Source organism: Acetobacter fallax (assembly GCF_011516735.1).
GTDB classification, from domain to species: Bacteria; Pseudomonadota; Alphaproteobacteria; order Acetobacterales; family Acetobacteraceae; genus Acetobacter; species Acetobacter fallax.
Genome location: NZ_WOSX01000020.1, coordinates 39,944 through 62,378 on the forward strand (window position 1 = coordinate 39,944; position 22,435 = coordinate 62,378).

Below are 22,435 nucleotides of genomic sequence, written 5' to 3' on the forward strand. Positions count from 1 at the left end.
GATATCTCTGTCCGCCGCCAGCCCGCGGACAGGGCCATTTTTCACCCTCACGCAACGTCCTCAATTCGCAACGTCGTGACATGCTGCCGGTCATCCACCAGCACAATTCCCGACAAAGTCAGCACGCCGCCCGCATCCCCGAACTGAAGCGTCAGCAGCCCGTCCGACATCCGGTCCGTCTTCGCCAGAGACATCTGCAACATGCCCGGACCGCGTTTCACCGACGTCACCGTCACGCCCCCGCTGAGCCGGACCGGTCGGGCCAGCAACAGCCCCAGCGGCGTGTGCGACAGCCCCATCCGCGTCACCGCCCCGTTCTGCGGGTTGGTCAGCACCAGATGCCCGTCACCCGCCACCAGGGTCATCCCGCGCGGCACCGTGTAGTCCAGCCGGAACCGTCCCGGCGCATAACTCATCACGCCGGAACCGTGCCCGCCATCAATAAAGGCCTGCTCAAACAGGAGCCGCAATGACGTCAGCCCGTTAAAATACGCCTCAACCCGCGCCACATCACGCTGATCCTCACCGGAGAGCAGGCCCGTCCCCGACCGGGCACAGGCCGCCAGAGCCAGGCCAGCCAGCAACGCGGCCCGGCGTGACAACACCCGTGTCATCGGGCGGCCGCTTCCGCAGGCGTCCGCAACGACAAAGCCAGCGCATGCAGCCCGTCAGCAAATTCCGGATCAAGCAGGCTATGCACCATGCGCGACCGCGCCACACGGGAGATCCCGTCAAACGCGTCGCTCACAACCGTCAGCCGGAAATGCGTCTCCGCAACCCCTTCCTGCGGCCCGCGAGGACGCCCGATATGCCCCGCATGACGGTCACTCTCATCCATAATCTCAAGCACCACCGGAGACAGTTTCTCCTCAAGCAGCGCCTTCACACGTTGCGCACGTGGTCCCGTTGCCTCTGCAGCCATACAAGCGGTCCTCTCAGATCATCGGGTCATTCACGCCGAAATGCCTCTTGCGCAGTCCCCTCAGCGGCACACATAACAGGTCACATGAGGAGACGAAACACACGCCACCGGGCCTTCGATCCCGATCCGGACGCGCCGCGGCAGTGCTGCGACGCACCCGGCTGCGATGAGGAGGCGGGCTACCGCGCACCCCGCTCACGTACGACACTGAACGACTATTTCTGGTTCTGCCTCGAACACGTCCGCGAGTACAACGCCCGCTGGGATTATTACAAAGGGATGAGCGCGGCACAGATCGAGGCCCAGCTACGCTCCGATGTCTCCTGGGATCGCCCCTCCTGGAAGGCTGGCCATGTCGGCCGTCAGCCTTTCAGCGAGGAAGACGTGCTCGACCCGCTGGATATACTCAACGCGTCCCGGGCTGATCGTGCGCGGCGTCATCGCAAGGCCCGTGAGCCCCGGACGCCCGAACCGCTGCGCGAACCGCTCAGCACAATGGGGCTGAACTGGCCTGTCTCTTTCGAGGAAGTGAAAATACGCTACAAAAACCTCGCCAGAAAACACCATCCCGATATCAACCATGGTGACCGGGACGCGGAAGAAAAACTGAAGGTCATCAACGTGGCCTACTCTGCCCTGCGCGCCCATTTCGCTTCCAACAGCGACGACGGTCTCGAAAAGTCAGCCTGATCGTGGCAGAGTCTGCCACACCATAATGAAACGGACACATCATGAGCGAAGCGAGCGACGAACTGATCCCAACATCCGCAATCTCGGTCCCGGATCTCAAAGTCTCCGCCCGTGACGTTTTCGGCATCGACACCGACCTGAAAGTCCCGGCCTTTTCAGTCCGCACCGAACATGTGCCTGAAATCGACACGTCCTACGTGTTCGATCATGACACCACACTCGCCATCCTCGCCGGCTTCACCTTCAACCGCCGCGTCATGGTCCAGGGCTTCCACGGCACCGGAAAATCCTCGCATATCGAACAGATCGCCGCCCGCCTGAACTGGCCCTGCGTGCGCATCAACCTCGATAGCCACGTCTCGCGCATCGACCTCATCGGCAAGGACGCCATCGTCCTGAAAGACGGCCAGCAGGTCACCGAATTCCGCGAAGGACTGCTACCCTGGTGCCTCCAGCATCCCTGCGCCCTCGTGTTCGACGAATACGATGCCGGCCGCCCGGATGTGATGTTCGTCATCCAGCGCGTGCTCGAAGTGGACGGCAACCTCACCCTGCTCGATCAGAACCGCGTCATCCGCCCCAACCCGTTCTTCCGCCTCTTCGCCACGGCCAACACTGTCGGCCTGGGCGACACAACCGGCCTCTATCACGGAACCCAGCAGATCAATCAGGGCCAGATGGATCGCTGGAATATCGTGACATCGCTGAACTACCTGCCCCACCAGCAGGAAGTCGCGATCGTCCTGTCCAGACTCGGCATCGCCCCGGATGACAAAAAGGCAAAACAGACCATAGACAACATGGTCGCCCTCGCCGGTCTCACGCGCTCCGGCTTCATGGCCGGTGACATCTCCACAGTCATGTCCCCGCGCACCGTCATCGCCTGGGCCGAAAACGAGCGCATCTTCCACGATCTCGCCTTCGCCTTCCGCGTGACATTCCTGAACAAGTGCGACGAAGCCGAACGCGCCATGGTCGCGGAATACTATCAGCGCTGCTTCAACGTGGACCCGCTGGCAAAACCGAAGCGCCAGAGCTGATTGCCAGAACTGATCGTATCAAAGCCGCCCGCCTCACAAGGCCGGCAAAACAAGGGGCCGGAACGCAGACGACCGGGCTGATCCGGCCTCAGATGTTCTGACCCCGCAGGAGACCACCGGACATGGCCGAACGCCCCCGCGCCCCGAACGCCCCGCCCTCGCAGGACGCGGCCGCCGATAAGGCCGAAGCGTTCCGCCGCACCACCGTCGGCGTCCTGCGCGCCATCGGAGGTCGTGCCGACACGGAAGTCACGTTCCACGCCGGCAACATGCCTCCCGGAGCGCTGGACCAGGAAGGCCCGATCCGCCTTCCCCTGCCCTCCCGTCACGCCACGGAAGACGAAGCCAGCCGCATCCGGGGCGCCGCCGACGCCGCGGCGCTACGCCTGAGGCATCACGACGCCGCTCTCCACCGTTTCCGGCAGCCGGAAGACAGCACCGCGCGCGGTGTCTATGACGCGCTCGAACAGGCCCGCGTCGAAGCCGTCGGCTCCCGTTACATGCAGGGCGTCGCAGCCAATCTCGACCGCCGCATGGCGCAGGAATGTCAGGACGCCGGCGTCCCGCACATGAGCAGCAAGGAGCAGCTTCCCACCGCGCTCGCCCTCGGCCTGCTCGCCCGCGAAAAACTCAGCGGCCGCCCGGCCCCCGCCTCCGTCCGCCCTCTGCTCGACGCCTGGAGCCGGGAGCTTCCCCCGGAAGCACAGACCGCTCTTAGCGAACTCGCCGCAACACAGGACGACCAGGACTCCTATTCCCGCGCCGCCCGGCACCTGCTGGCCGCCTGCTCGCTCGCCGAAATGGATGCCGATTCTCTGGAGAACGACGAAGAGGGCGACACCGATACGTCCTCTCAGGAAGACGCCGAAGACGAACCGCCGCCCGAGACGCAGGACCAGCCACCTTCCGACGACACGGAAGAACAGGATGGTGGCCCCGAGCCTCAGATCATGGAGCAGTCAGGCGAGGCCGGCGACCCTGAGGAAACAGCCGAAGCAGAAGGCGGCGAAGGGGAAGGTACCGGCGACCCCTCCGGCCCCAATGATGGCCGCCAGGCGACCCCTGGCGACACCGCGCGCGGCTACCACGCCTACACGACGCAGTTCGACGAGGAAACGACAGCGGAAAACCTCTGCGACGAAGACGAACTCGGTCGCCTGCGCCAGCAGCTCGACCTCCAGCTCGCCAGCCTCACGGGCGTCATCTCCAGACTGGCCAACCGCCTCCAGCGCAAGCTGATGGCCCAGCAGACCCGCGCCTGGGAGTTCGATCTGGAAGAAGGCATTCTCGACGCCGGACGACTCTCCCGCATCGTCGTCAACCCGATGCTCTCCCTGACCTATAAGCGGGAACGGGAAACCGAATTCCGCGACACCGTCGTCACGCTGCTGATCGACAATTCCGGGTCCATGCGCGGCAGACCGATTTCGGTTGCCGCCATGTGTGGTGACATTCTCGCCCGGACGCTGGAACGCTGCGGCGTGAAAGTGGAGATCCTCGGCTTCACAACCCGCGCCTGGAAAGGCGGGCAAAGTCGTGAAAAATGGACCGCCGCCGGAAAACCACCCAATCCCGGACGTCTCAATGACCTCCGCCACATCATCTACAAAGCCGCCGACACGCCGCTGCGCCGCGCCCGCCGTAACCTGGGGCTGATGCTGCGCGAGGGCCTGCTCAAGGAAAACATCGATGGCGAAGCCCTGCTCTGGGCCTCCCGCCGTCTCCGCTCCCGTCCCGAGCAGCGTCGCATCCTCATGGTCATCTCAGACGGCGCCCCGGTCGATGACAGCACCCTCTCAGTCAATCCCGGCTCGTACCTGGAAGACCATCTGCGGGAAGTCATCGCTTCCATCGAAAGCCGCGGCGAAATCGAACTCATCGCCATCGGCATCGGCCATGACGTCACCCGCTACTATCGCCGGGCCGTCACGATCACCGATGCGGAAGAACTCGGCGGAACAATGATGAAGAAGCTTTCCGAACTGTTCGATGAAAACAGCAGACCGCGCGCGGCCTGAATCTGCGTTATCCCGGGACCAGATCCCGCACCCTGCCGGAGGCATAGCCCTCTGCAATCCAGGTTGTCAGTCAACAGACCAGGGTGATGGGAGCCACACTCCCTTCCGGGTCCGGGCAGAGCCCTGGCTTCTTTATGAGGGCGTCTTGTGTGGCTGGGCCTGGGAGCCTGTTTCATGAGCCTTACTGCTGAATGAGAGCGCCACTCAGGGACCCGAGCAGTCCCCGCCGCCGGACACAGGCATCATCCCGGCACTCTCACACCGCAATCCCTCCGCCGCGCCGCGCCCTCCAGCACAGCATCCACCATCCGGTCCACATCCGCCCGCACCGTCCGGTGATTCACAATCGCCGCCCGGATCACCAGCCGCCCCCCAATCCGTGTTGTCGAAGGCACGGCAATCCCGCTCTCCTGCACATCCTTGACCAGCTCGGCATTGAAATTATCCAGCGCGACATCATCCTCACCTGTCGCCCGTACCCGGAAACAGACAATATTCAGCGTCACCGGCGCCATCAGCTCAAGCCCGGCCTCACGTTCCACCCGCGCAGCGAGATACCGCGCCACATCACAGCACTGATCCACCATCAGCCCCAGCCGCCGCGTCCCGTAAACAGACAGCGTCGCCCAGACTTTCAGCGCCCGAAACCCACGCGACAGATCCGGCCCGAGATCGCAGAACCACGGCGCCCCCGCCGCTGTCCCCCGATCCTCCCGTGAGAGATAAGACAAGGTCTGCGCAAAAGCCGCCGCATGACGCACCGGATCACGCACGATCACACACCCGGCATCATACGGAACCTGGGCCCATTTATGAAAATCAAAGGCCAGACTATCTGCCTTGCCGATAGCCGCCAGGGCGGGCCGGAACCGTTCCGATAACGTCGCCAGCGCCCCGAATGCACCATCGACATGGAACCAGAGCCCCTCCGCCTCCGCAATCGCCGCAATCTCGTCCAGCGGATCAATCGCCCCCGTATCCACAGTGCCCGCTGTGCCAACAACCAGAAATGGCTCGAAACCCGCCGCACGATCCGCCGCAATCATCCGCCGTAACACCGGCATATCCATCCGGAACGCCGCATCCACAGGCACCAGCCGCAGCGCGTCCGTGCCCAGCCCCCCCAGATCGAACGCCCGACTCACACAACCATGCACGGTCTGAGCCGCATAACCGGTCAGCTTCCGCCCCTGCAGCCCGGTCGTCCTCATCGCCACGCCGTCCGGCCGCGCGCGTGACGCGACAATCACTGCAATGAAATTCGCCATGGACGAACCTGTCACCAGCAGACCGGATGCTGTCTCAGGCATCCCCATCATCGTCGCTGCCCAGCGAATGACCATCCGCTCGACCTCGACAGGCGCATGATCCCGACCACCCAGATTGGCGTTCAGTCCCGCCGCCAGCATCTCCGCCAGCATCCCGACCGGTGTTCCGCCACCATGCACCCAGCCCATAAACCCCGGATGCCGGTTCCCCACTGAGTACGGCAGGACATCCCGTGAAAAAGCGCTGAAAAAGTCCCGAAGCCCGCCGCTTTCCTCAGGCATCGCAGCCCTGCGAAATGTCTCCCGAACCTCAGCCGGAACAGGCTGCCAGACCGGCCGTTCCCGTAAGGTGGCAAGATTATCAATCATCTCATCAAGCATCCGGTGCCCTTCGGCACGTAGCTGCTCCCATCCTTCTCCGGACGGATCAAGTGACTCAGAAGGAAAATCGTGCTCAGCCATGCAGGTCTGTTCCATGCCACAGTTTGCGCCCGCTCTGAGACAAGCAATCCGCTTCTGACATGAAAGGACAGACACAGCAGCGCCGGACACTCTGGGGCTGCTACAGCTTACCCGAAAAGCGAGGAAACAAGCGAACTGCCGCTCGACGTCACACCAAACAGGCTCAGTGTCGTATTCGTGCTGCCATCCGAACCATAAAGAGACAGCAGCGATGCCGGTTGAGTCACCGGCTGCGGGCTGATCTGCAGCGTCGCCAGATACTGCTCCGCATATTTCTGAATCTTCGCGGGCGTGGAAAAATCCGACAGATTGACAGTCTTCGACAGCAGACGCTGCTGCTCATCAAAATCCAGAGCACCGAACTGGGTCGGATTAAAGCCGCTTACCGTCTCAACAACGGTAAGAAGTTTCGAATCGGCCATGATATCATTCAGCGTCATGCTGCTCGTCATGGTGCGGGTGAAATACAGCGCACTCCCCACTCCCGGCGTTGAAGTGGAGTTATTGAGAGACGTTTCGTACTGCCCCTGCTCATACTGCGTCACAACCGATTCGAGTGTGGTCGGATCAGCGAAGGGCGACGTGGTGGATGTCGATGACGACGATGCTTCGTTCCATGCCGAGAACGCTTTGGCGAAGGCGAGCCATGTTGCATTGCCGGATTTCGCCGCCACAGAGGTCGATGAGGTCGGATCCTGCGTCAGCAGATCCTTCACCAGCGCCGTCTCTCCCTGAATCGAGCCCAGTCCGTACGCGCCAAGCACGACAGACAGCGCTTTGTAATTCTTCATCAGTGCCGTGGCCGAGGTGATGGTGGGCGCGTCTTTTTCAAAAGACGCAACGTCATTGCTCACCGTCGCGTTTGTTTTGGCATAGTTCGCGGCAGACTTCGCCTCATCTTTTTCCTCAGCGAGATAAGTCGCTACGGGCGAAAGCCCCGAAATGCTGCCAGACATGGACGTCCCTCCGGATCGGCCACATTTTGCGGCCTCAATGAACAGGTCCCGGAACAGTGGAAGATTTGTCTTAACAATGAGTTAATGGCCTTTCGCCCCGCGCCATGCGCTGCACCGACCCGAGACATTCCATTTCCGTCTTGGCGTCCCCCCGATTTCTTGCTTGAGTGTAACGAACTCGCCGGCACAGCAAGCGTTCCGGAGAAAACGGGCAGGAGCACGAATGGCCGATAAAACCAACGGGCAACCGGGACCGAAACCATCCTCACACGGGGCTCCCGAAGCACTGGCCGATACGGGCCTCTTCTCGCATTACCAAAACAGTCATTTCTTCTGCGAACTGACAAACAGCGGCGGTCACACAGATCCGCAGGTCGAACTGATCCGGGACCGTCTCAACGCTCTGCCCCTCGACGATCTCCGCTCACGCGCAAAACAGGCGGAGCAGGAACTCTACAATCTGGGCATCACCTTCACCGTCTACTCAGAACGTGACGCCATCGACCGCATCCTGCCCTTCGATCTCGTGCCCCGCATTCTCGCCCGGAAAGAATGGCAGCATATCGAGGCCGGAGTGAAACAGCGCGTCCAGGCGCTGAACATGTTCCTGTGGGACATCTATCACGACCAGAATGTCCTGCGTGACGGCATCATTCCGCGCGACCTCGTGGTCGGAAACGCCAATTTCTGCCCCGCCATGATCGGTCTCGACGTCCCCGGCGGAACATATGTCCACATCAACGGCACCGACCTGGTGCGCGACGATGCCGGGCGCTTTCTCGTGCTCGAAGACAACGCCCGCACACCCTCAGGCGTGTCCTACGTCATCGAAAACCGCCACACCACGCTGCGCGTCATGCCCGACATCGCCGCCGGCATCGACCTCATGCCCGTCGATGAATACGGCATGCGCCTGCAAAATGCCCTCGCCGAACTCGCCCCCGAAGGCGTCGACAACCCACAGGTCGTGCTGCTGTCTCCCGGCATCTACAACTCAGCCTATTTTGAACACGTCTTCCTCGCCCGCGAAATGGGCGTCCCCCTCGTCGAAGGCCGCGACCTCGTCACCGAAAACGACCGCGTCTACATGCGCACCACCGCGGGCCTCCGCCCCGTCCACTCCATCTATCGACGTCTCAATGATGACTTCCTCGACCCGGAAGCCTTCGACCCCACCAGCATGCTCGGCGTCCCCGGCCTCGTCCAGGCCTACCGCAAAGGCAACATCACCATCGCCAACGCCATCGGCACCGGCGTCGCTGATGACAAAGCCGTCTATGCCTACATGCCCAGGATCATCCGTTACTACCTCTCGGAAGAGCCCATCCTCTCCAACGTCGAAACCCATATCTGCGCCGAACCGGAAGGGCTGGCATACACCCTCGCCAACCTCAAAAATCTCGTCGTCAAGCCCGTCGGCGAATCCGGCGGCTACGGCCTGATCATCGGTCCGCACGCAACACAGGACGAACTCGCGGAATTCAGAACCAAGCTGGAAGCCGACCCGGCAAACTATATCAGCCAGCCCGTCATCAACCTCTCCGTCTCCCCCACGCTCTGTGAAAACGGACTCGAACCCCGGCACGTCGATCTGCGCCCCTTCGCCGTCACCGGAAAATCCACCTGGGTGCTCCCCGGAGGCCTGTCGCGCGTCGCCCTTCGCCGCGGCTCGCTCGTCGTCAACTCGTCGCAGGGCGGCGGCTCCAAGGACACATGGGTACTCGCGCAATGACCACGACCGTCGATCCGATCGCCACCGTCCCGATGCCGCTCCTCTCCCGCTATGCCGAATGTACCATGTGGCTGGCGCGCTATATGGAGCGGATCGAAAACCTCGCCCGTATCATCGACGTCACCGAAACCTTCGTCCGTTCCGGCGCCTCCGACGGCTGGCGCGCCATCGTGCAGATCAATGCCGATGAAGAACGCTTCTTCGCCACGCATGACGCAACCACAGCCCGAAGCGTGATCACGTTCTACACGATCGATACAGAAAACCCGACATCCATCGTCTCCCTCGCCCATGCCGCGCGCGAAAACGCCCGCTCGCTGCGCCCCGTCATCTCCACCGAAATGTGGGCTCAGCTCAACATCTTCACAAAGTTCGTTCGCAGCCTGGGCAGGGACGATATCCGTCCAAGCGAAATCTCGCAGCTCTGCACCCGCATCAAGCAGGATTGCCAGACCCATACCGGAATCACCGAAGGCACGTTCTACCGTGATCAGGCCAGTATCTTTTACAATGCAGGCCGGCACCTCGAACGCGCCGACCAGATCACCCGCCTGATCGACATCAAATATCACACGCTGCTGCCATCCGAGGCCGGCGTCGGCTCCGAAGTCGATATCAGCCAGTGGTCCGCCGTGCTGCGCTCCGCCGCCGGCTATCACGCCTATCGCCGCGTCATGAGCGCCGATATCCGTCCATCCAGCATCGTCGGCTTTCTGCTCAAAAGCGAAGCCTTCCCACGCTCCCTCTCAACCAATCTGCGGCATCTGCACAGCAACATCACGCAACTGCGCCGGGATTATCACCTTCGCGGCGCATCCCACATCGTCGGCCGCGTCGAACACCTGCGCAATATCCTCGATCAGCAGACAGCAACGGAAATCATCGTCAGGGGGCTCCATGAATTCAATGACTGGATTCAAAACGAGTTGCAGGACATCCAGAGAGAAATCGCAAACGCATTCTGGCCCGCGCCCGGAGCAGCCGTCCTCGCTCCCGAAACGCCGGAACTCTTTCCGGCCAGCAGCCAGAGCCAGTCACAATCCTGAGCAGAGCCCTCCGCGACCCACCGAAAAGATCACGGCCTGATCACGTTCAGACAAAATAAACGAAAAGCCTGACAATTCGGGTGGGCAACCCGCACACACTTTTCCTATTATAATGTCATGAACATGCTCGTCCCTGTCCGCATCCGGATCGGCGTCGAAGTCGTTTTCGACTTCGTCTGCCCCTGGTGCTGCCTGGGAATCGAGACCGCCGTTTCCGCTTTCCGTGGCAGAACCGATGTCGATGTCACCTTCCGCTGGCGGCCCTTCATCCTGAATCCGGGGCTGCCGCCCGGAGGCGCCGATCTCACAACCTGGCTGCGTGGCAGACACGGCAGCGATGACCGCGCGCAACGCCTCATGCACCTCATCGAAATTCAGGGACGCAGCCTCGGCCGCAGCCTGCATTTCGATCGTATCGCCCGTGTTCCCCCGACAATGGATGCCCACCGCCTTATCGCCTGGGCCTCATCGCGGGGAGACTGCACCAGCCTCGTGCTCGGCATCTTCGATGCCTATTTCAGAAACGGCGCCGATATCGGCAACCCGGTCACACTTGCCTATATCGCGGAACAGCACGGCTTCGATCCCGACCTCGCCCTGGATTTCCTCGCCGGCAAAACGATGATCGGAACCGTCACATCCGACCAGCTCAGCGCGCAGAAAGCCGGAATCAACGGCGTGCCGTCCCTCATTATCGACGGACTGGCCATGACCGGCGTGCACGATGCCCGGGTGCTCAACAGACTTCTCGACACCGCTCTTACAGCGGCTCTGCCAGCCGGCACAGACCCCGGCGAAACCTGGAGCGTCAGCCCCGATCAGGTCTCGTCGTGTCAGGCCGTCTGACTTTCGGTCGCTTCTGAGGTCTCGGCCTGCCGCGCAAAACGCCGCGCCATCCAGGCACAGACGAAAAGCTGAATCTGATGATAAAGCATCAGCGGCAACACCACGAACCCGACACTCGCAGCCGGAAACAGCACGTTCGCCATCGGCACGCCCGAAGCCAGTGTTTTCTTCGATCCGCAAAAAACGATCGCCACCTCGTCCTCACGTGAAAATCCGAGCATCCGGCTGCCAATCGTCGTCACCGTCAGAACAATCACAAGCAGAAGCGTATCCACAAGCGCAATCACGCCAAGCTGCTCCAGCGGCAGCCGATGCCACAGCCCCTGCACAATCGCCTCGCTGAACGCCGTATAAACCACAATAAGAACCGACCCGCGATCGGTCATCGAAAGCAGCTTCTTGTTCCGGTGCGCCCAGCCCCCGATCCAGGGCTGCAACAACTGCCCCGCCACAAACGGCAGCAGCAGTTGCAGAACAATGTTCATCATCCCGCCGGACTGAGCGCCGTGCTTCGCCAGAACAAGCCCGACCAGAACCGGCGTGATGAAAATCCCGGCAATGTTCGACGCCGTCGCCGAACACACCGCCGCCGGCACATTGCCTCGCCCGATCGAGGTAAATGCGATCGAGGACTGCACCGTCGAAGGCAGGCAGCAGAGAAACAGAACGCCCATCCACACATCATCAAGCAACAGACCCGGCGCCAGCGCATGCAGCGCCAGACCAAGCAGCGGAAACAAAACGAAAGTGCAGGCAAGGATCGTCATATGCAGACGCCAGGCCGTCAGCCCGTTCAGCACCGCCGCCCGCGACAGACGCGCGCCCTGAAGAAAAAACATGATCGCGATCACAATGACCGCAAGCCACTGAAAAACCGGCACCGCCGCCCCGTGACAGGGCAGAACCGAAGCAATGATCAGCGTCGCAATCAGACTGAGCAGAAACGGGTCCGGCTTGAACGGCATAATTTTTTTCCAAATTCATCAGAACTGATTTTATCAGGGCAGGCACATCATCACGCATCACGCCCTTCAGCACGATTGCGAACCACCGCTATTTGCGCCACGTTTAGCGTTAAATGAAACACTTCGCCATTCATCCCCGCAGGCCGTCGCGACACCGTTACCGCCTGTCAGCCATAGCGTCCCTCGGTCTCTGCGCCGCCGGGCCTCTCGCGCCATCCATCCTGCACGCGGCCCCGGCTCCCGCCGCCTGCGCACGGATCGCCCATAGCGACCAGAGCAGCGCTCAGGGACAAACCGTCCTTGAGCATATCACGGTCACCGCAGGCTCAGGTGGGGGCGTGCTCAAAGCAACCCGCCAGACCTTCGCAGGCGCGGCCCCCGATGCCAGCCTGGACCTCGCCGATGCCGCCTCAGTGCTGCTGCTGGCCGCTTTCACGGGCTATCACAATGCCGCCTGCTCCGCCTGGCTCGAAACCGAAGGTAAAGCCGCTCAGGCCGCGCTCGCTTCCGGTCACAGCCTGGACATGAGCTGGAGCGGCGCCAGCATCCAGCACAAATCTCTCCATATCGGCATCGACACCGCACACCTCGCCCTTAAAAACGGCAGCCCGGACGCCAATGCCACCCTGTCCTTCAGTGGTGTCACCGTCAGCGGCGTCACCGCCCCCACCCTCATGCCGTCCAGCGCCAACGCCAGCTTCACCCTGCCACAAAGCGAACTCGCTTCGCTCATGGCCGCGACTGCCGGAAAAGCGACCAGCCTGCCCGCCGTTCACGTGACAATCCATTCACTGACCGCCCGGCGCGACACCATCGAACTCTCCGGAAACGGTCACGCCACTCTCACAGGGGAAACCGGCAGTACATCCGCCGGCGGCCATCTCGAAATCCATGACATCAGTGCCCTGATCGATCACGCCCGTCAGGAAAATCAGATGAAAGTGGCAGCCGCTCTCATCATCGCCCGCATGGTCAGCCACAGCACCAGTGATGGTAACGCCTGGGATACGACATGGGCGGGCGGTGTCCTCACCGTCAATGGCGTCCCTCTCCCGCTGAAATAAGAGAGCACCCCGGCGAGGACATGGCTCCAGGCCCCGCGTCCTCGCCGGGACGCCCCGTCAGCGTAATCCGCGCCATTACAAAACGCCCATCCGCGGCAAAATTGCAGCAGGCCACAACCTCGGCCATGCTGCGGCCACAAATCCGGGCGATTCGATTGCCCTCGCCTTCGTGACAGGAGACCTTCGCATGCGGGCTCGCCACTCTTCCCGGCTTTCCCTTTATACCGCAACCGGCCTCGCTGCCGCTGCACTGGGTCTGTTCGGCCTGCCAGCACAGAGCCACGCCGCCGCCGAAACGCAGCAGACACTCGTCGATAAAGCCACGCTCGCCGTGCAGGACATTTTTATCGGTGCCCAACCCACCGATCGCGTCTATCGCTATCTCGGAAAAGCCCGCGCCATCATGGTCTGCCCATCCGTCTTCCGCATGTCGATCGGCATCGGCGGCTCAGGTGGCGGCTGTGTCCTGATGTCCAGAGACGCGCGCGGCTCCTGGTCAGATCCGGCTTTTTACAAACTCAGTACGGCATCTGTCGGCTTCCAGCTCGGCGTGCAGTCCTCCGAGATGATCTTCTTCGTCATGAGCGACCGTGGCCTGCAAGCCCTGCTGGACAGCCAGTTCCAGTTCGGAGCCAACGCCAACGCCTCCTTCGCGACCATGGGCGGCGGCATCGAAAGCGGCACAGCAGGCCGCAGCAACACCGACATCATGGCCATCCAGAAGTCGGAAGGCCTCTTCGCCGGCGCCTCTCTCGGCGGAACCAAGCTGACCGTCGACAGCGATGCCAACCGCGCCTATTACAACCAGATCGTCGGCCCGACAGAGATCGTCATCTCAATGCGCGTCAACAACACCAGCGCCGATCCGCTCCGCGAAATCCTGACCCGTTACAGCGCCACAGCCACGTCAGCCGCCGCAACAGCGGCAACCACCTCTGCTGGCACGGGCAACGGCACAACCACCGACGCTGTCGACGGACCGACCACACTCACACCATCCGCCTCGTCCGGTTCAGGTGCCATCCAGTCCCAGTCACTCCCCCCCGTTACCTCAGGCAAGCATTACTAAAACCGTCATTCCGGCTGCCTGAAACGACAGCGTCTCCGGCAGCCCAAAGCCGCCGGGATACTTCACGTCCCGGCCGGCCTCCGCTACGGCCCTCCACCCGGCGCTGGAGCCGCCCCGGCGGCACTCCCCCGCACCTTCCGCAACGCCTCGACATTGTGGTTGTGCTCGTCAAGCGACGCCGTGAACCGATGCGCCCCGTCGCCGGACGCCACAAAATACAGATCATCGCCCTGCGCCGGATGCGCCACCGCTTCCAGAGAAGCCAGTCCCGGCGAACAGATCGGCGCAGGCGGCAGCCCGATCGTCACATACGTATTGTAAGGGCTCTGCGTGGCCATATCCGCATGCGTCAGAGGCCGCCCCAGCCGCCCCGCACCATCCGTTAACGCATAAATCGTCGTCGGATCAGCCTGCAACTTCATCCCGAGGCGCAGCCTGTTCAGAAACACACGCGCAACATGCGGCCGTTCTTCTGGCAGCCCGGTCTCTTTTTCCACAATCGACGCCAGAATCACGAGCTGTTCCGGATCGCGCAACGGCAACGACGGATCACGCCCCTCCCAGACCCGCTCGACCTCCCGCTGCATCGCCAGTTTCATCCGTCCGACCAGCGCCGCCCGCGCCATGCCACGCAGATAGTAGTAGGTCTGCGGCAGCGTTTCGCCCTCTCCCGGCAACCCGGCATGTCCGGTCAGCAGCGGCGCTTCATTCACCAGCGCCAGAATCTGCTTCGCCGTCAGCCCCTCGGGAATGGTCATGGGATGCCGCACCGGCTGCCCGTGTCGCAGCACATTCAGAATGTCCCGCATCGACGCAAACGCCGGAAACTGCAATTCCGCCGCATGAAGCTGCCCGTCATGCCGCGTCAGCAGAATAGCAGCACGAAACACGTCGACATCGACAGGATTGTCCCGCAATACCCCGCCCCGCTGCAACGCCGCGATCGTGCTGGCATATCCGCCTGGCGGAATGACCAGAGGCGTCGTCGCAGGCAATGGTCCCGGAGTCGTATAACGCCAGTACCCGGCCCCTGCGCCCGCGCCCGCCAGGACACCACAGCCCAGAACACCCGCGATAACGGTCCGCCACAGCCTGCGCCGTGGCTTCTCTGCCAGTCGTTGTTTCGCCGGCTGCTGCTTCGCTGGTCGCGATTTTTTCTTCACCGGGGCCTCAGACGTCAACCACCTTCACTGACCAGTGCGCTTCCCATTCCTGCCCGGACTGAAGATGAACCAGACCCGGCTTGTCACGAAACTCGCCGCTGAATCCCTGCGGTGTCGCAAGACCATGCCAGGGTTCAATGCACAGGAAAGGCGCGCCCGGTTTCGTCCACACGCCCAGTTCCGGAAATCCCTGCCAGGACACACGCAATCCACTCGCTCCAGGCCGTCCGAAAACGACAGAACGACTTCTGATCCGGTCAAAAATCACCGCATCATCAACAAAGAGAGAGTCATCCAGCAACAGCTCGCGCCCCCGCACCGGCGTTGGATAAGCCGCCGCCGCCAGCAGTCCCCCTGAAACCCTGCGAACAGGCTCCGGCTCAGCTTCTTCAAAAATCAGCCGATACTCTTCCCGAACGTCACCCTCATGCAACGGCCAGCGAAACGCCGGATGCGCGCCCAGAGAGGCATGCAGCACCCTGCGGTCATCCGGATTCCGCAGCGTGTAGCGAACCGTCAGCTCCCCGTCGGCAACCGTGTAGGCAATCCACAGCCGAAACCGGAACGGAAACACCGCCAGACTTGCATCATCCTCATGCAATTCCAGCACACAGCCATTGTCGGATGTCTCAAGCAACCGAAAGACCCGGTCACGCGCAAAACCATGCTGCGTCAGATGATACCGCGTCCCGTCGATCGTCGCGGTATCGTCAGGCAGACGTCCCACAATCGGAAACAGCACCGGGGACTGACGACGCCACTCCGGCCCCGCATCCCAGAGCAGATCCGTGCCGTCATCCCGCGTCAGCGAGACCAGCTCAGCCCCCCTGACCGAAACCGCCGCTCTCAGCGAGGCATCACCAAATGCATGAATCTCTGTGCCCATAACGGTCCCTCCGGAGCATCAATCCGGAAACCTGTATGGAACATCCACCGCAGATCGTAAAACCCACCCACGGAAAATTCAGAAGCATCAGCTCCACACCCGGAGCCCGGATCACCGACACGCGGAACCGGATACCGAAAATAACCCCCTCAGTCGTCCGCCAGTCTGTCACGCGGATGCGGCGGCAGCGCTGCCCGAATGCCCACATCCCCCGCCTTGGAACCACGCCCCGAAAGCGACGGATGCGTCATGAACCATTCATGCGCCGAAAACGGCTTCGAACCCGGGTCCAGACGCCGGTAACGCCCCGTCCGCTCCAGAACCCACGAGTTCAGATTGTCCTTCAGATCCGTCACCATAATCTGATCCAGAACCTGCGCATGAACCGTCGCATTGGTGATCGGCACCAGACTCTCCACCCGCCAGTCCATGTTCCGCGTCATCCAGTCCGCGGACGAGATAAACACCTTCGCGGACCGGGACGGCAGCCTGTGCCCGTTCCCGAATGCATAAATCCGCGCATGTTCCAGAAACCGCCCGACAATCGACTTGATCCGGATGTTCTCCGACAGCCCTGGCACCCCCGGCCGCAGGCAGCACATGCCCCGCACAACGCCCATGATCTTCACACCGGCGCAGGACGCCTCATACAGCTTGTCGATCAGTTCCGGATCAACCAGCGCATTCATCTTCAGCCAGATCAGCCCCGGCTTCCCTGCCCGGACAAACGCGATCTCGTTATCAATCAGCGCCTCAAGCGTCTTGCGGCAGGTCAGCGGCGAAAACGCAATCGCCTCCATCTTCGAAGGCATCGCATAGCCGGTCACATAATTGAACAGCCGCGCCGAATCCCGCACCAGCTCCGGATTGCAGGTGAAAAACGACAGATCCGTATAAATCCGCGCCGTAATCGGATGATAATTCCCGGTCCCGAAATGCGCGTAAGACCGAACCGTATTTCCTTCCCGCCGCACCACCAGACTCAGCTTCGCATGCGTCTTCAGATCCGCGAACCCGAACACCACCTGCACGCCGGCCGCCTCCAGCGCCCGCGACAGCCTGATATTCGCCTCCTCATCAAACCGTGCCCGCAACTCAACCATCGCTGTCACGGATTTCCCGGATTCCGCCGCCTCGATCAGCGCTTTCACAATAGGACTGTCGCGAGACGTCCGGTACAGCGTCTGCTTGATCGCAATCACGTTCGGGTCCAGCGCCGCCTGGCGCAGAAACTGCACCACCACGTCAAAACTCTCGAACGGATGATGAACAATCAGATCCTTAGCCCGGATCGCCGCAAAACAGTCCCCGCCAAAATCGACAATCCGTTCGGGAAAGCGCGGCGTGTACGGAGCAAACAGCAGATCCGGCCGGTCATCGACAATCATCTGCTTGAGATCGACCACCCCGATCATGCCGGAATGAACCGAAACCTCCTCAGGTGGCAGATCCAGCTCATCGACAATCGCCGCCGCCAGCTCCCGCGGAACCCGCGATTCCATGTCCACATGGATCACCACGCCTCGCCGCCGCTGTTTCAGCGCCGTCTCATAGGAGCGGACCAGATCCTCCGCCTCGTCCTCAAACTCGACATCCGTGTCGCGAATGACACGCAGCATCCCGCCTTCGCCAATCACCAGCCCCGGATAGAGCCGGTCGATGCAAAGCGTGATCAGATTTTCCAGCAGAACAAATCGTACCACCGGCGGCTTGCCCGGCGGAGACGGCAGACGGATGAACCGCTCCACCTGCGCGGGCAGCAAAATCAGCCCGTTCATCACGAACTTGCCCGTGTCCTCGACAATCAGCCGCAAAGCCAGAGCCAGACCCATATTCGGGATAAACGGCAACGGATGCGCCGGGTCGACTGCCAGTGGCGTCAGAACCGGGAAAATCCGCTCCATGAAATAATCAGTCAGCCAGGCGCAGTCAGCATCATCAAGCTGCTCCAGCCCGCAAAGCACCACACCCGCACCGGCCAGAAGCTCGCGCAGATGCGTCCAGATCCGCTGTTGCTCCCGAAGAAGCTGCGCCGAACGCTCACGCACCGCCGCAAGCTGCAATGCCGGCGTCAGACCATCCGGAGAGAGTGAAACCAGCCCTTCCCGCACCTGCCCGACAAGTCCGGCCACACGCACGGAATAAAATTCATCAAGATTGGCCGCGCTGATCGACAGAAACCGCAGACGCTCCAGCAGCGGATTGCGAACATTGTCCGCCTCTTCCACCACGCGCTGATTAAACGCCAGCCAGGAAAGCTCCCGGTTGATAAACCGGTCAGACGAAGAGGCATCAATAACATGCCCCGCCACATCTCTGGCCCGAACTGCCGCCAGAGCCGATCCCGTCCTGCCCGTTTTCCTGTCAGCAGACGCCGCCGCGTTCCTTGCCGACCGGGACGATGACCGTGCCGCCTCATCCGTCGTGCCTTTTACCCTGCGTCCCGTCCCGCGCGTCCTGCCGCCTTCACTCCCAGCCAATGATCTCTCTCCAGTCCGTCCTGCCCGGGTTCACAGCCCGCGCTTATTCAGAGTTACCGTACGCCGGCACGCTCCTGCTGTCATATGACATTTTTTTTGTCCGGCCCCTGTCAGACAGATCAGCCTGAACCGGATCGACTCCCGGAATCGTGTCGCCACGCCACAGTCTTGCCGCCTGCACCTTCCCTTTTTCCCCTCATGGGAAAAGTGGGAGGCTTTGTGAGTGTCGCGTATTTATCTGTTATTTTTCAAATGATAGGAAGAATTTCAGACTCTGCCCGCACCCGGCAGGAACCACAGGCCCCTGTACCCGATCTGTTCATAATAATACCGGAGGGTCTGGCCTTTGACCTGTGTGAGACTGGCAGGGACAGGGCTCTGCCCTGAAACCCGGCAAAGGTCCGCCTTTGCAAACCGTTTTATGATCAGCAAACCGGGATGCAGGGGCCTGCCGGGTCCGGGCAGAGCCCGGATACTCTCATCCACAGGTCAATCTTCACAATCTCCGGCATGAATGGTTTCTCAAGGCTCTGGCAGCGTTCGATGCTGGCGCTTCCTGTGATGACCACCAAAGATCGCAGCCCCCCTGAACCGGCTCATGACTCAACAGGTCGGGCCGAAGGGGGTCTGTGACCCCTTCCAGGTCCGGGCAGAGCCCCGGTCTTCCGCCAGCCGTCTGAAAAATCACCGGGCAGTACCTGACGCGATCAGAGCCAGGCGGAACGAAAATCTTACGTCCACCACCGACCCCGCTTCGTTGCCGTTACTCCCCGCAGCCGGACATCTCCGCCAGCACCCGCGCCGCACCCGACCGGTCCAGCGGCGCGCCGGACACCAGAGTCGCCGCATCAATCCGCGCGACAACCTCCTGAACGGCCCGTGCCTCACGCGGCAACCGATGCAGCAGCCATTCCGTCACCGACCGCGACACCACAAGCTGCCGCTCCGCCAGCAACCGCAACATCAGCCGAAGCAGCAACGCATCCTCCGCCGGCCGCAACTCCACAGCCATCGTCGCCCTCAGCCGGCTCTGCAGATCCGGCAGCGACACCGTCCAGCGGCCCGGAGGCAGCCGCGCCGCCATCAGCAACGGCACATGCCGCTCCCGCGCCATATTCACGGTCCGCAGCAGAGCGAGTTCATCGATCTCCCGTGTCGGCACGGAATCAAGCGCCAGAGCCACCGGCTCACGCTCCATCAGCCCGGCCGCATCAGGCAGCCCTGCCTCGCACCCGACAACCAGAGCCCCGCGCCGCGCCGCCCAGGCACGAAGCAGATGTGTCTTCCCGCGACCAGCCCCGCCCCACAGCACCAGCCGCCCGTCAGACCAGGAATGCACCGCATCCCCGGAAAACAGCCAGGCCCGCGCCGCCGCATTCGAACGGGCCGCCACAAATCCCATCTCGTCAAAACGGGGCTGATGCGCGAACGCAAAGGCAATCTGCCCCTCCGCCGCGACAGCGCGGCCAGCACCGCTCACGTCCGCCACATCAGGGACATGCACATCGTCAGACCATTCCGGATCGCAAACCTGTTCAGTCACCGCTATGCGCGCCGCCCCACCTGCCGTAAAGGAAACCGGAACCCTGTTACCTCAAACGCCACGGATGTTCGACCACCCATCGGGCATCCCCAGACAAGACGAGCAGAGCAATGAGCAACTCCACACCTGACACCCGGACCGAGGGTCTCACCTACCGTGAAGCCGGTGTGGACATCGAAGCCGGAGACGCCCTCGTCGAAGCCATCAAACCCGCGGCAAAAGCCACAACCCGCAGCGGCGTCATGGGGGGGCTCGGCGGTTTCGGAGCCCTGTTCGATCTCAAAGCCGCGGGCTTCACCGATCCCGTGCTCGTCTCCTGCACCGATGGCGTCGGCACCAAACTGAACCTCGCCATCGACAGCGGCCTGCACGACACCGTCGGCATCGACCTCGTCGCCATGTGCGTGAACGACCTTGTCGTCCAGGGGGCCGAACCCCTGTTCTTTCTTGATTACTTCGCCACCGGAAAACTCGCCGTCGAAGACGCCACCAAAGTCGTGCGCGGCATCGCCGAAGGCTGCCGCCTCTCCGGCTGCGCCCTGGTCGGTGGCGAAACCGCCGAAATGCCAGGCATGTACGCCGCCGGCCACTATGACCTCGCCGGCTTCTCCGTCGGCGCCGCCGAGCGCAACAGCCTCCTGCCCGGCACCATCAGCCCTGGCGACGCGCTGATCGGCCTCCCCGCCAGCGGCGTCCATTCCAACGGCTTCTCCCTCGTCCGCCGCATCCTGGAAACCGCCGGCCTCAAACTCTCCGACGCCGCCCCGTTCGCCCCGGACCAGACCCTCGCGGAAGCGCTGATGACGCCAACCCGCCTCTACGTGCAGCAGGTTCTCACCCTGCACCGTGAAGGCCTGCTCTCCGGCGCCGCCCACATCACCGGCGGCGGCCTCCCCGGAAATCTCCCCCGCGTGCTGCCTCAGGGCACGAAAGCAGTCATCGATCAGACATGGACACCGCTCCCCGTCTTCCGCTGGCTCGCGGCAACCGGAAACGTCGCGCCTGAAGAAATGCTCCGTGTCTTCAACAGCGGCATCGGCATGATCCTCATCACGCCGAAACCGGAAGAAACCCTCGCCCGCCTCAAAACCCTTGGCGAAACCCCGATCCCCCTCGGTCGCATCGAAATCGCCACAAATGGCGCGGCGCCCATTCTCGACATGACCACACTTCCTGATTTCGCCTGGCCCTGATCACAGGCCGGGTTTCTCACTCAGTCTGTAAGAAAGTCATCGTAACAATCTGATAATAAAATATTTTATCAGTTCAGTTCACACGTAACGTGATCTGGCAGAATCCATCCACAATCAACTGATTATAAAACATTCCCACAGACAAAAGCCCCGCCTTAGGAAGCAGTATTCAGTGACCGCGCCGAGCCCGAACAAAACCCGCATCGCCATCCTCATCAGCGGCCGTGGCAGCAACATGCGCTCCCTCATCGCCGCCTGCGCGGAACCCGGTTTCCCGGCAACCATCGCGCTCGTGCTGAGCAACAAAGAGGACGCTCCCGGCCTCATATACGCCCGCGAAGCCGGCCTCCAGGCCATCGCCATCCCGCATAAACCGTACGGCAAAGACCGCGAAACCCACGAGCGCGCCGTCAATAAGGCCCTGACCGGCGCAGGCGTCGAATTCGTCTGCCTCGCCGGATACATGCGCCTGCTCACGCCGTATTTCACCGATAGCTGGGCCGGACGGATGATCAACATCCACCCCAGCCTCCTCCCGCTCTTCCCCGGCACACACACGCACGAACGCGCTCTCGAAGCCGGCCTCCGCATCCATGGCTGCACCGTCCACCACGTCACCGCCGGAATGGATGAGGGACCTGTCATCGCCCAGGCCGCCGTCCCGGTCTTCCCTCAGACCGATACACCCGACATCCTCGCCGCCCGCGTGCTCGCGCAGGAACACATCCTCTATCCGGCCGCCCTGCGCCACGTCCTCTCAGGCGAACAGCCGGAAGACAGTCCCCGAAACACTTCGGCCGCCCTCATCGTCGTCTGAACGCCCACAGACCGTCGAAGTCCCGGCGAACACCGGCACTCTCATTCAGTGCTGCTCACCGCCGCACCAGCCACAGAATCAGTGACAACACCACACTGAGCAAAATCCCCGTCATCACAGGCATGTAAAACGTAAAACCAGGCCGCTGGATCACAATATCGCCTGGCAACCGCCCGATATGAAGCCGCATCAGCCATGGCCACAGCAGCCCCGCCGCCGCGATCGCCAGCCCCAGAACAATCAGCAACCGCGACACAACACATTCACCTCACCAG

Annotated in this window: 21 protein-coding genes; 10 read left to right on the forward strand and 11 right to left on the reverse strand. The window is 62.1% G+C overall.

All coding sequences use genetic code 11. The features are described from left to right. Positions 1-47: 47 nt before the first annotated feature. Together GOB85_RS11015 and GOB85_RS11020 are read right to left on the reverse strand one after the other, a co-directional pair. The gene (locus GOB85_RS11015; protein WP_173577527.1) at positions 48-614 is read right to left on the reverse strand and encodes a LolA family protein; all 567 of its coding nucleotides are present in this window, start codon (positions 612-614) and stop codon (positions 48-50) included. Continuing rightward, positions 611-922, reverse strand: a complete 312-nt coding sequence (locus GOB85_RS11020) for a BolA family protein (protein WP_173577526.1) — start codon at positions 920-922, stop codon at positions 611-613. Before GOB85_RS11020 ends, GOB85_RS11015 begins: the two co-directional genes overlap by 4 nt. An 84-nt stretch (positions 923-1,006) precedes the next feature. Here GOB85_RS11020 and GOB85_RS11025 point away from each other — a divergent pair, with 84 nt between their 5' ends. The 3 genes from GOB85_RS11025 (at position 1,007) to cobT (ending at position 4,670) form a co-directional block, all read left to right on the forward strand. Beyond that, the gene (locus GOB85_RS11025) at positions 1,007-1,612 is read left to right on the forward strand and encodes a J domain-containing protein (protein ID WP_173577525.1); all 606 of its coding nucleotides are present in this window, start codon (positions 1,007-1,009) and stop codon (positions 1,610-1,612) included. Positions 1,613-1,653: 41 nt separating this feature from the next. After that, positions 1,654-2,652 (forward strand): cobaltochelatase subunit CobS, encoded by a 999-nt coding sequence (cobS, locus tag GOB85_RS11030; RefSeq protein WP_173577524.1) that lies wholly within the window; start codon positions 1,654-1,656, stop codon positions 2,650-2,652. A gap of 122 nt (positions 2,653-2,774) precedes the next feature. After that, complete coding sequence (gene cobT / locus GOB85_RS11035; RefSeq protein WP_173577523.1) at positions 2,775-4,670, forward strand: cobaltochelatase subunit CobT; 1,896 nt, start codon at positions 2,775-2,777, stop codon at positions 4,668-4,670. 242 nt (positions 4,671-4,912) lie between these two features. Here cobT and GOB85_RS11040 read toward each other — a convergent pair whose 3' ends face one another. Together GOB85_RS11040 and GOB85_RS11045 are read right to left on the reverse strand one after the other, a co-directional pair. Continuing rightward, positions 4,913-6,400 (reverse strand): pyridoxal phosphate-dependent decarboxylase family protein, encoded by a 1,488-nt coding sequence (locus GOB85_RS11040; protein ID WP_408737063.1) that lies wholly within the window; start codon positions 6,398-6,400, stop codon positions 4,913-4,915. Between the two features lie 107 nt (positions 6,401-6,507). Further along, a complete protein-coding gene (locus GOB85_RS11045) occupies positions 6,508-7,356 on the reverse strand; it encodes a DUF1217 domain-containing protein (RefSeq protein WP_173577521.1) in 849 nt (282 codons plus the stop codon). A gap of 223 nt (positions 7,357-7,579) precedes the next feature. On the opposite strand from GOB85_RS11045, the gene GOB85_RS11050 reads away from it, so the two are divergent. The 3 genes from GOB85_RS11050 to GOB85_RS11060 all read left to right on the forward strand — a co-directional run bounded on the left by GOB85_RS11050 (position 7,580) and on the right by GOB85_RS11060 (position 10,980). Continuing rightward, positions 7,580-9,088: a circularly permuted type 2 ATP-grasp protein gene (locus GOB85_RS11050; RefSeq protein WP_173577520.1), complete on the forward strand. Its 1,509-nt coding sequence runs from the start codon at positions 7,580-7,582 to the stop codon at positions 9,086-9,088. Further along, the gene (locus GOB85_RS11055) at positions 9,070-10,134 is read left to right on the forward strand and encodes an alpha-E domain-containing protein (protein WP_173577519.1); all 1,065 of its coding nucleotides are present in this window, start codon (positions 9,070-9,072) and stop codon (positions 10,132-10,134) included. The genes GOB85_RS11050 and GOB85_RS11055 overlap by 19 nt, the downstream gene beginning before the upstream one ends. Positions 10,135-10,257: 123 nt before the next feature. Next, entirely contained in the window at positions 10,258-10,980 is a 723-nt protein-coding gene (locus GOB85_RS11060) for a DsbA family oxidoreductase (RefSeq protein ID WP_173577518.1), read from the forward strand. Here the strand turns inward: GOB85_RS11060 and GOB85_RS11065 are convergent. Further along, positions 10,968-11,945 carry a bile acid:sodium symporter family protein gene (locus GOB85_RS11065; protein WP_173577517.1) on the reverse strand — a complete coding sequence of 326 codons (978 nt, stop codon included), beginning with the start codon at positions 11,943-11,945 and terminating at the stop codon, positions 10,968-10,970. The two genes, GOB85_RS11060 and GOB85_RS11065, sit on opposite strands and share 13 nt — an antisense overlap. A gap of 113 nt (positions 11,946-12,058) precedes the next feature. Here GOB85_RS11065 and GOB85_RS11070 point away from each other — a divergent pair, with 113 nt between their 5' ends. Beyond that, on the forward strand, positions 12,059-13,009 hold the full coding sequence (locus tag GOB85_RS11070) for a hypothetical protein (protein ID WP_242011453.1): 951 nt from the start codon (positions 12,059-12,061) through the stop codon (positions 13,007-13,009). On the opposite strand, the gene GOB85_RS11075 is transcribed toward GOB85_RS11070, so the two are convergent. Then, entirely contained in the window at positions 12,981-13,211 is a 231-nt protein-coding gene (locus GOB85_RS11075; RefSeq protein ID WP_173577516.1) for a hypothetical protein, read from the reverse strand. The genes GOB85_RS11070 and GOB85_RS11075 overlap by 29 nt on opposite strands. Here GOB85_RS11075 and GOB85_RS11080 point away from each other — a divergent pair. Continuing rightward, the gene (locus tag GOB85_RS11080) at positions 13,197-14,078 is read left to right on the forward strand and encodes a lipid-binding SYLF domain-containing protein (RefSeq protein ID WP_173577515.1); all 882 of its coding nucleotides are present in this window, start codon (positions 13,197-13,199) and stop codon (positions 14,076-14,078) included. The two genes, GOB85_RS11075 and GOB85_RS11080, sit on opposite strands and share 15 nt — an antisense overlap. A gap of 83 nt (positions 14,079-14,161) precedes the next feature. Here the strand turns inward: GOB85_RS11080 and mltG are convergent, their stop codons facing one another. The 4 genes from mltG to GOB85_RS11100 form a co-directional block, all read right to left on the reverse strand. After that, the gene (mltG, locus tag GOB85_RS11085; RefSeq protein WP_173577514.1) at positions 14,162-15,241 is read right to left on the reverse strand and encodes an endolytic transglycosylase MltG; all 1,080 of its coding nucleotides are present in this window, start codon (positions 15,239-15,241) and stop codon (positions 14,162-14,164) included. A gap of 7 nt (positions 15,242-15,248) precedes the next feature. Next, complete coding sequence (locus GOB85_RS11090; protein WP_173577513.1) at positions 15,249-16,127, reverse strand: aldose 1-epimerase family protein; 879 nt, start codon at positions 16,125-16,127, stop codon at positions 15,249-15,251. A gap of 149 nt (positions 16,128-16,276) precedes the next feature. Further along, positions 16,277-18,463 (reverse strand): RNA degradosome polyphosphate kinase, encoded by a 2,187-nt coding sequence (locus GOB85_RS11095; RefSeq protein WP_173577563.1) that lies wholly within the window; start codon positions 18,461-18,463, stop codon positions 16,277-16,279. Between the two features lie 907 nt (positions 18,464-19,370). After that, a complete protein-coding gene (locus tag GOB85_RS11100; RefSeq protein WP_194298755.1) occupies positions 19,371-20,150 on the reverse strand; it encodes a P-loop NTPase family protein in 780 nt (259 codons plus the stop codon). Positions 20,151-20,260: 110 nt separating this feature from the next. Between GOB85_RS11100 and purM the strand changes: the two genes are divergently transcribed. Together purM and purN are read left to right on the forward strand one after the other, a co-directional pair. Next, positions 20,261-21,343: a phosphoribosylformylglycinamidine cyclo-ligase gene (gene purM / locus GOB85_RS11105; RefSeq protein ID WP_173577512.1), complete on the forward strand. Its 1,083-nt coding sequence runs from the start codon at positions 20,261-20,263 to the stop codon at positions 21,341-21,343. A gap of 172 nt (positions 21,344-21,515) precedes the next feature. After that, positions 21,516-22,160, forward strand: coding sequence for a phosphoribosylglycinamide formyltransferase (gene purN, locus GOB85_RS11110; RefSeq protein WP_173577511.1), 645 nt, complete (start codon positions 21,516-21,518; stop codon positions 22,158-22,160). 55 nt (positions 22,161-22,215) lie between these two features. On the opposite strand, the gene GOB85_RS11115 is transcribed toward purN, so the two are convergent. Then, positions 22,216-22,416, reverse strand: a complete 201-nt coding sequence (locus GOB85_RS11115; protein WP_173577510.1) for a DUF2905 family protein — start codon at positions 22,414-22,416, stop codon at positions 22,216-22,218. Positions 22,417-22,435 lie beyond the last annotated feature (19 nt).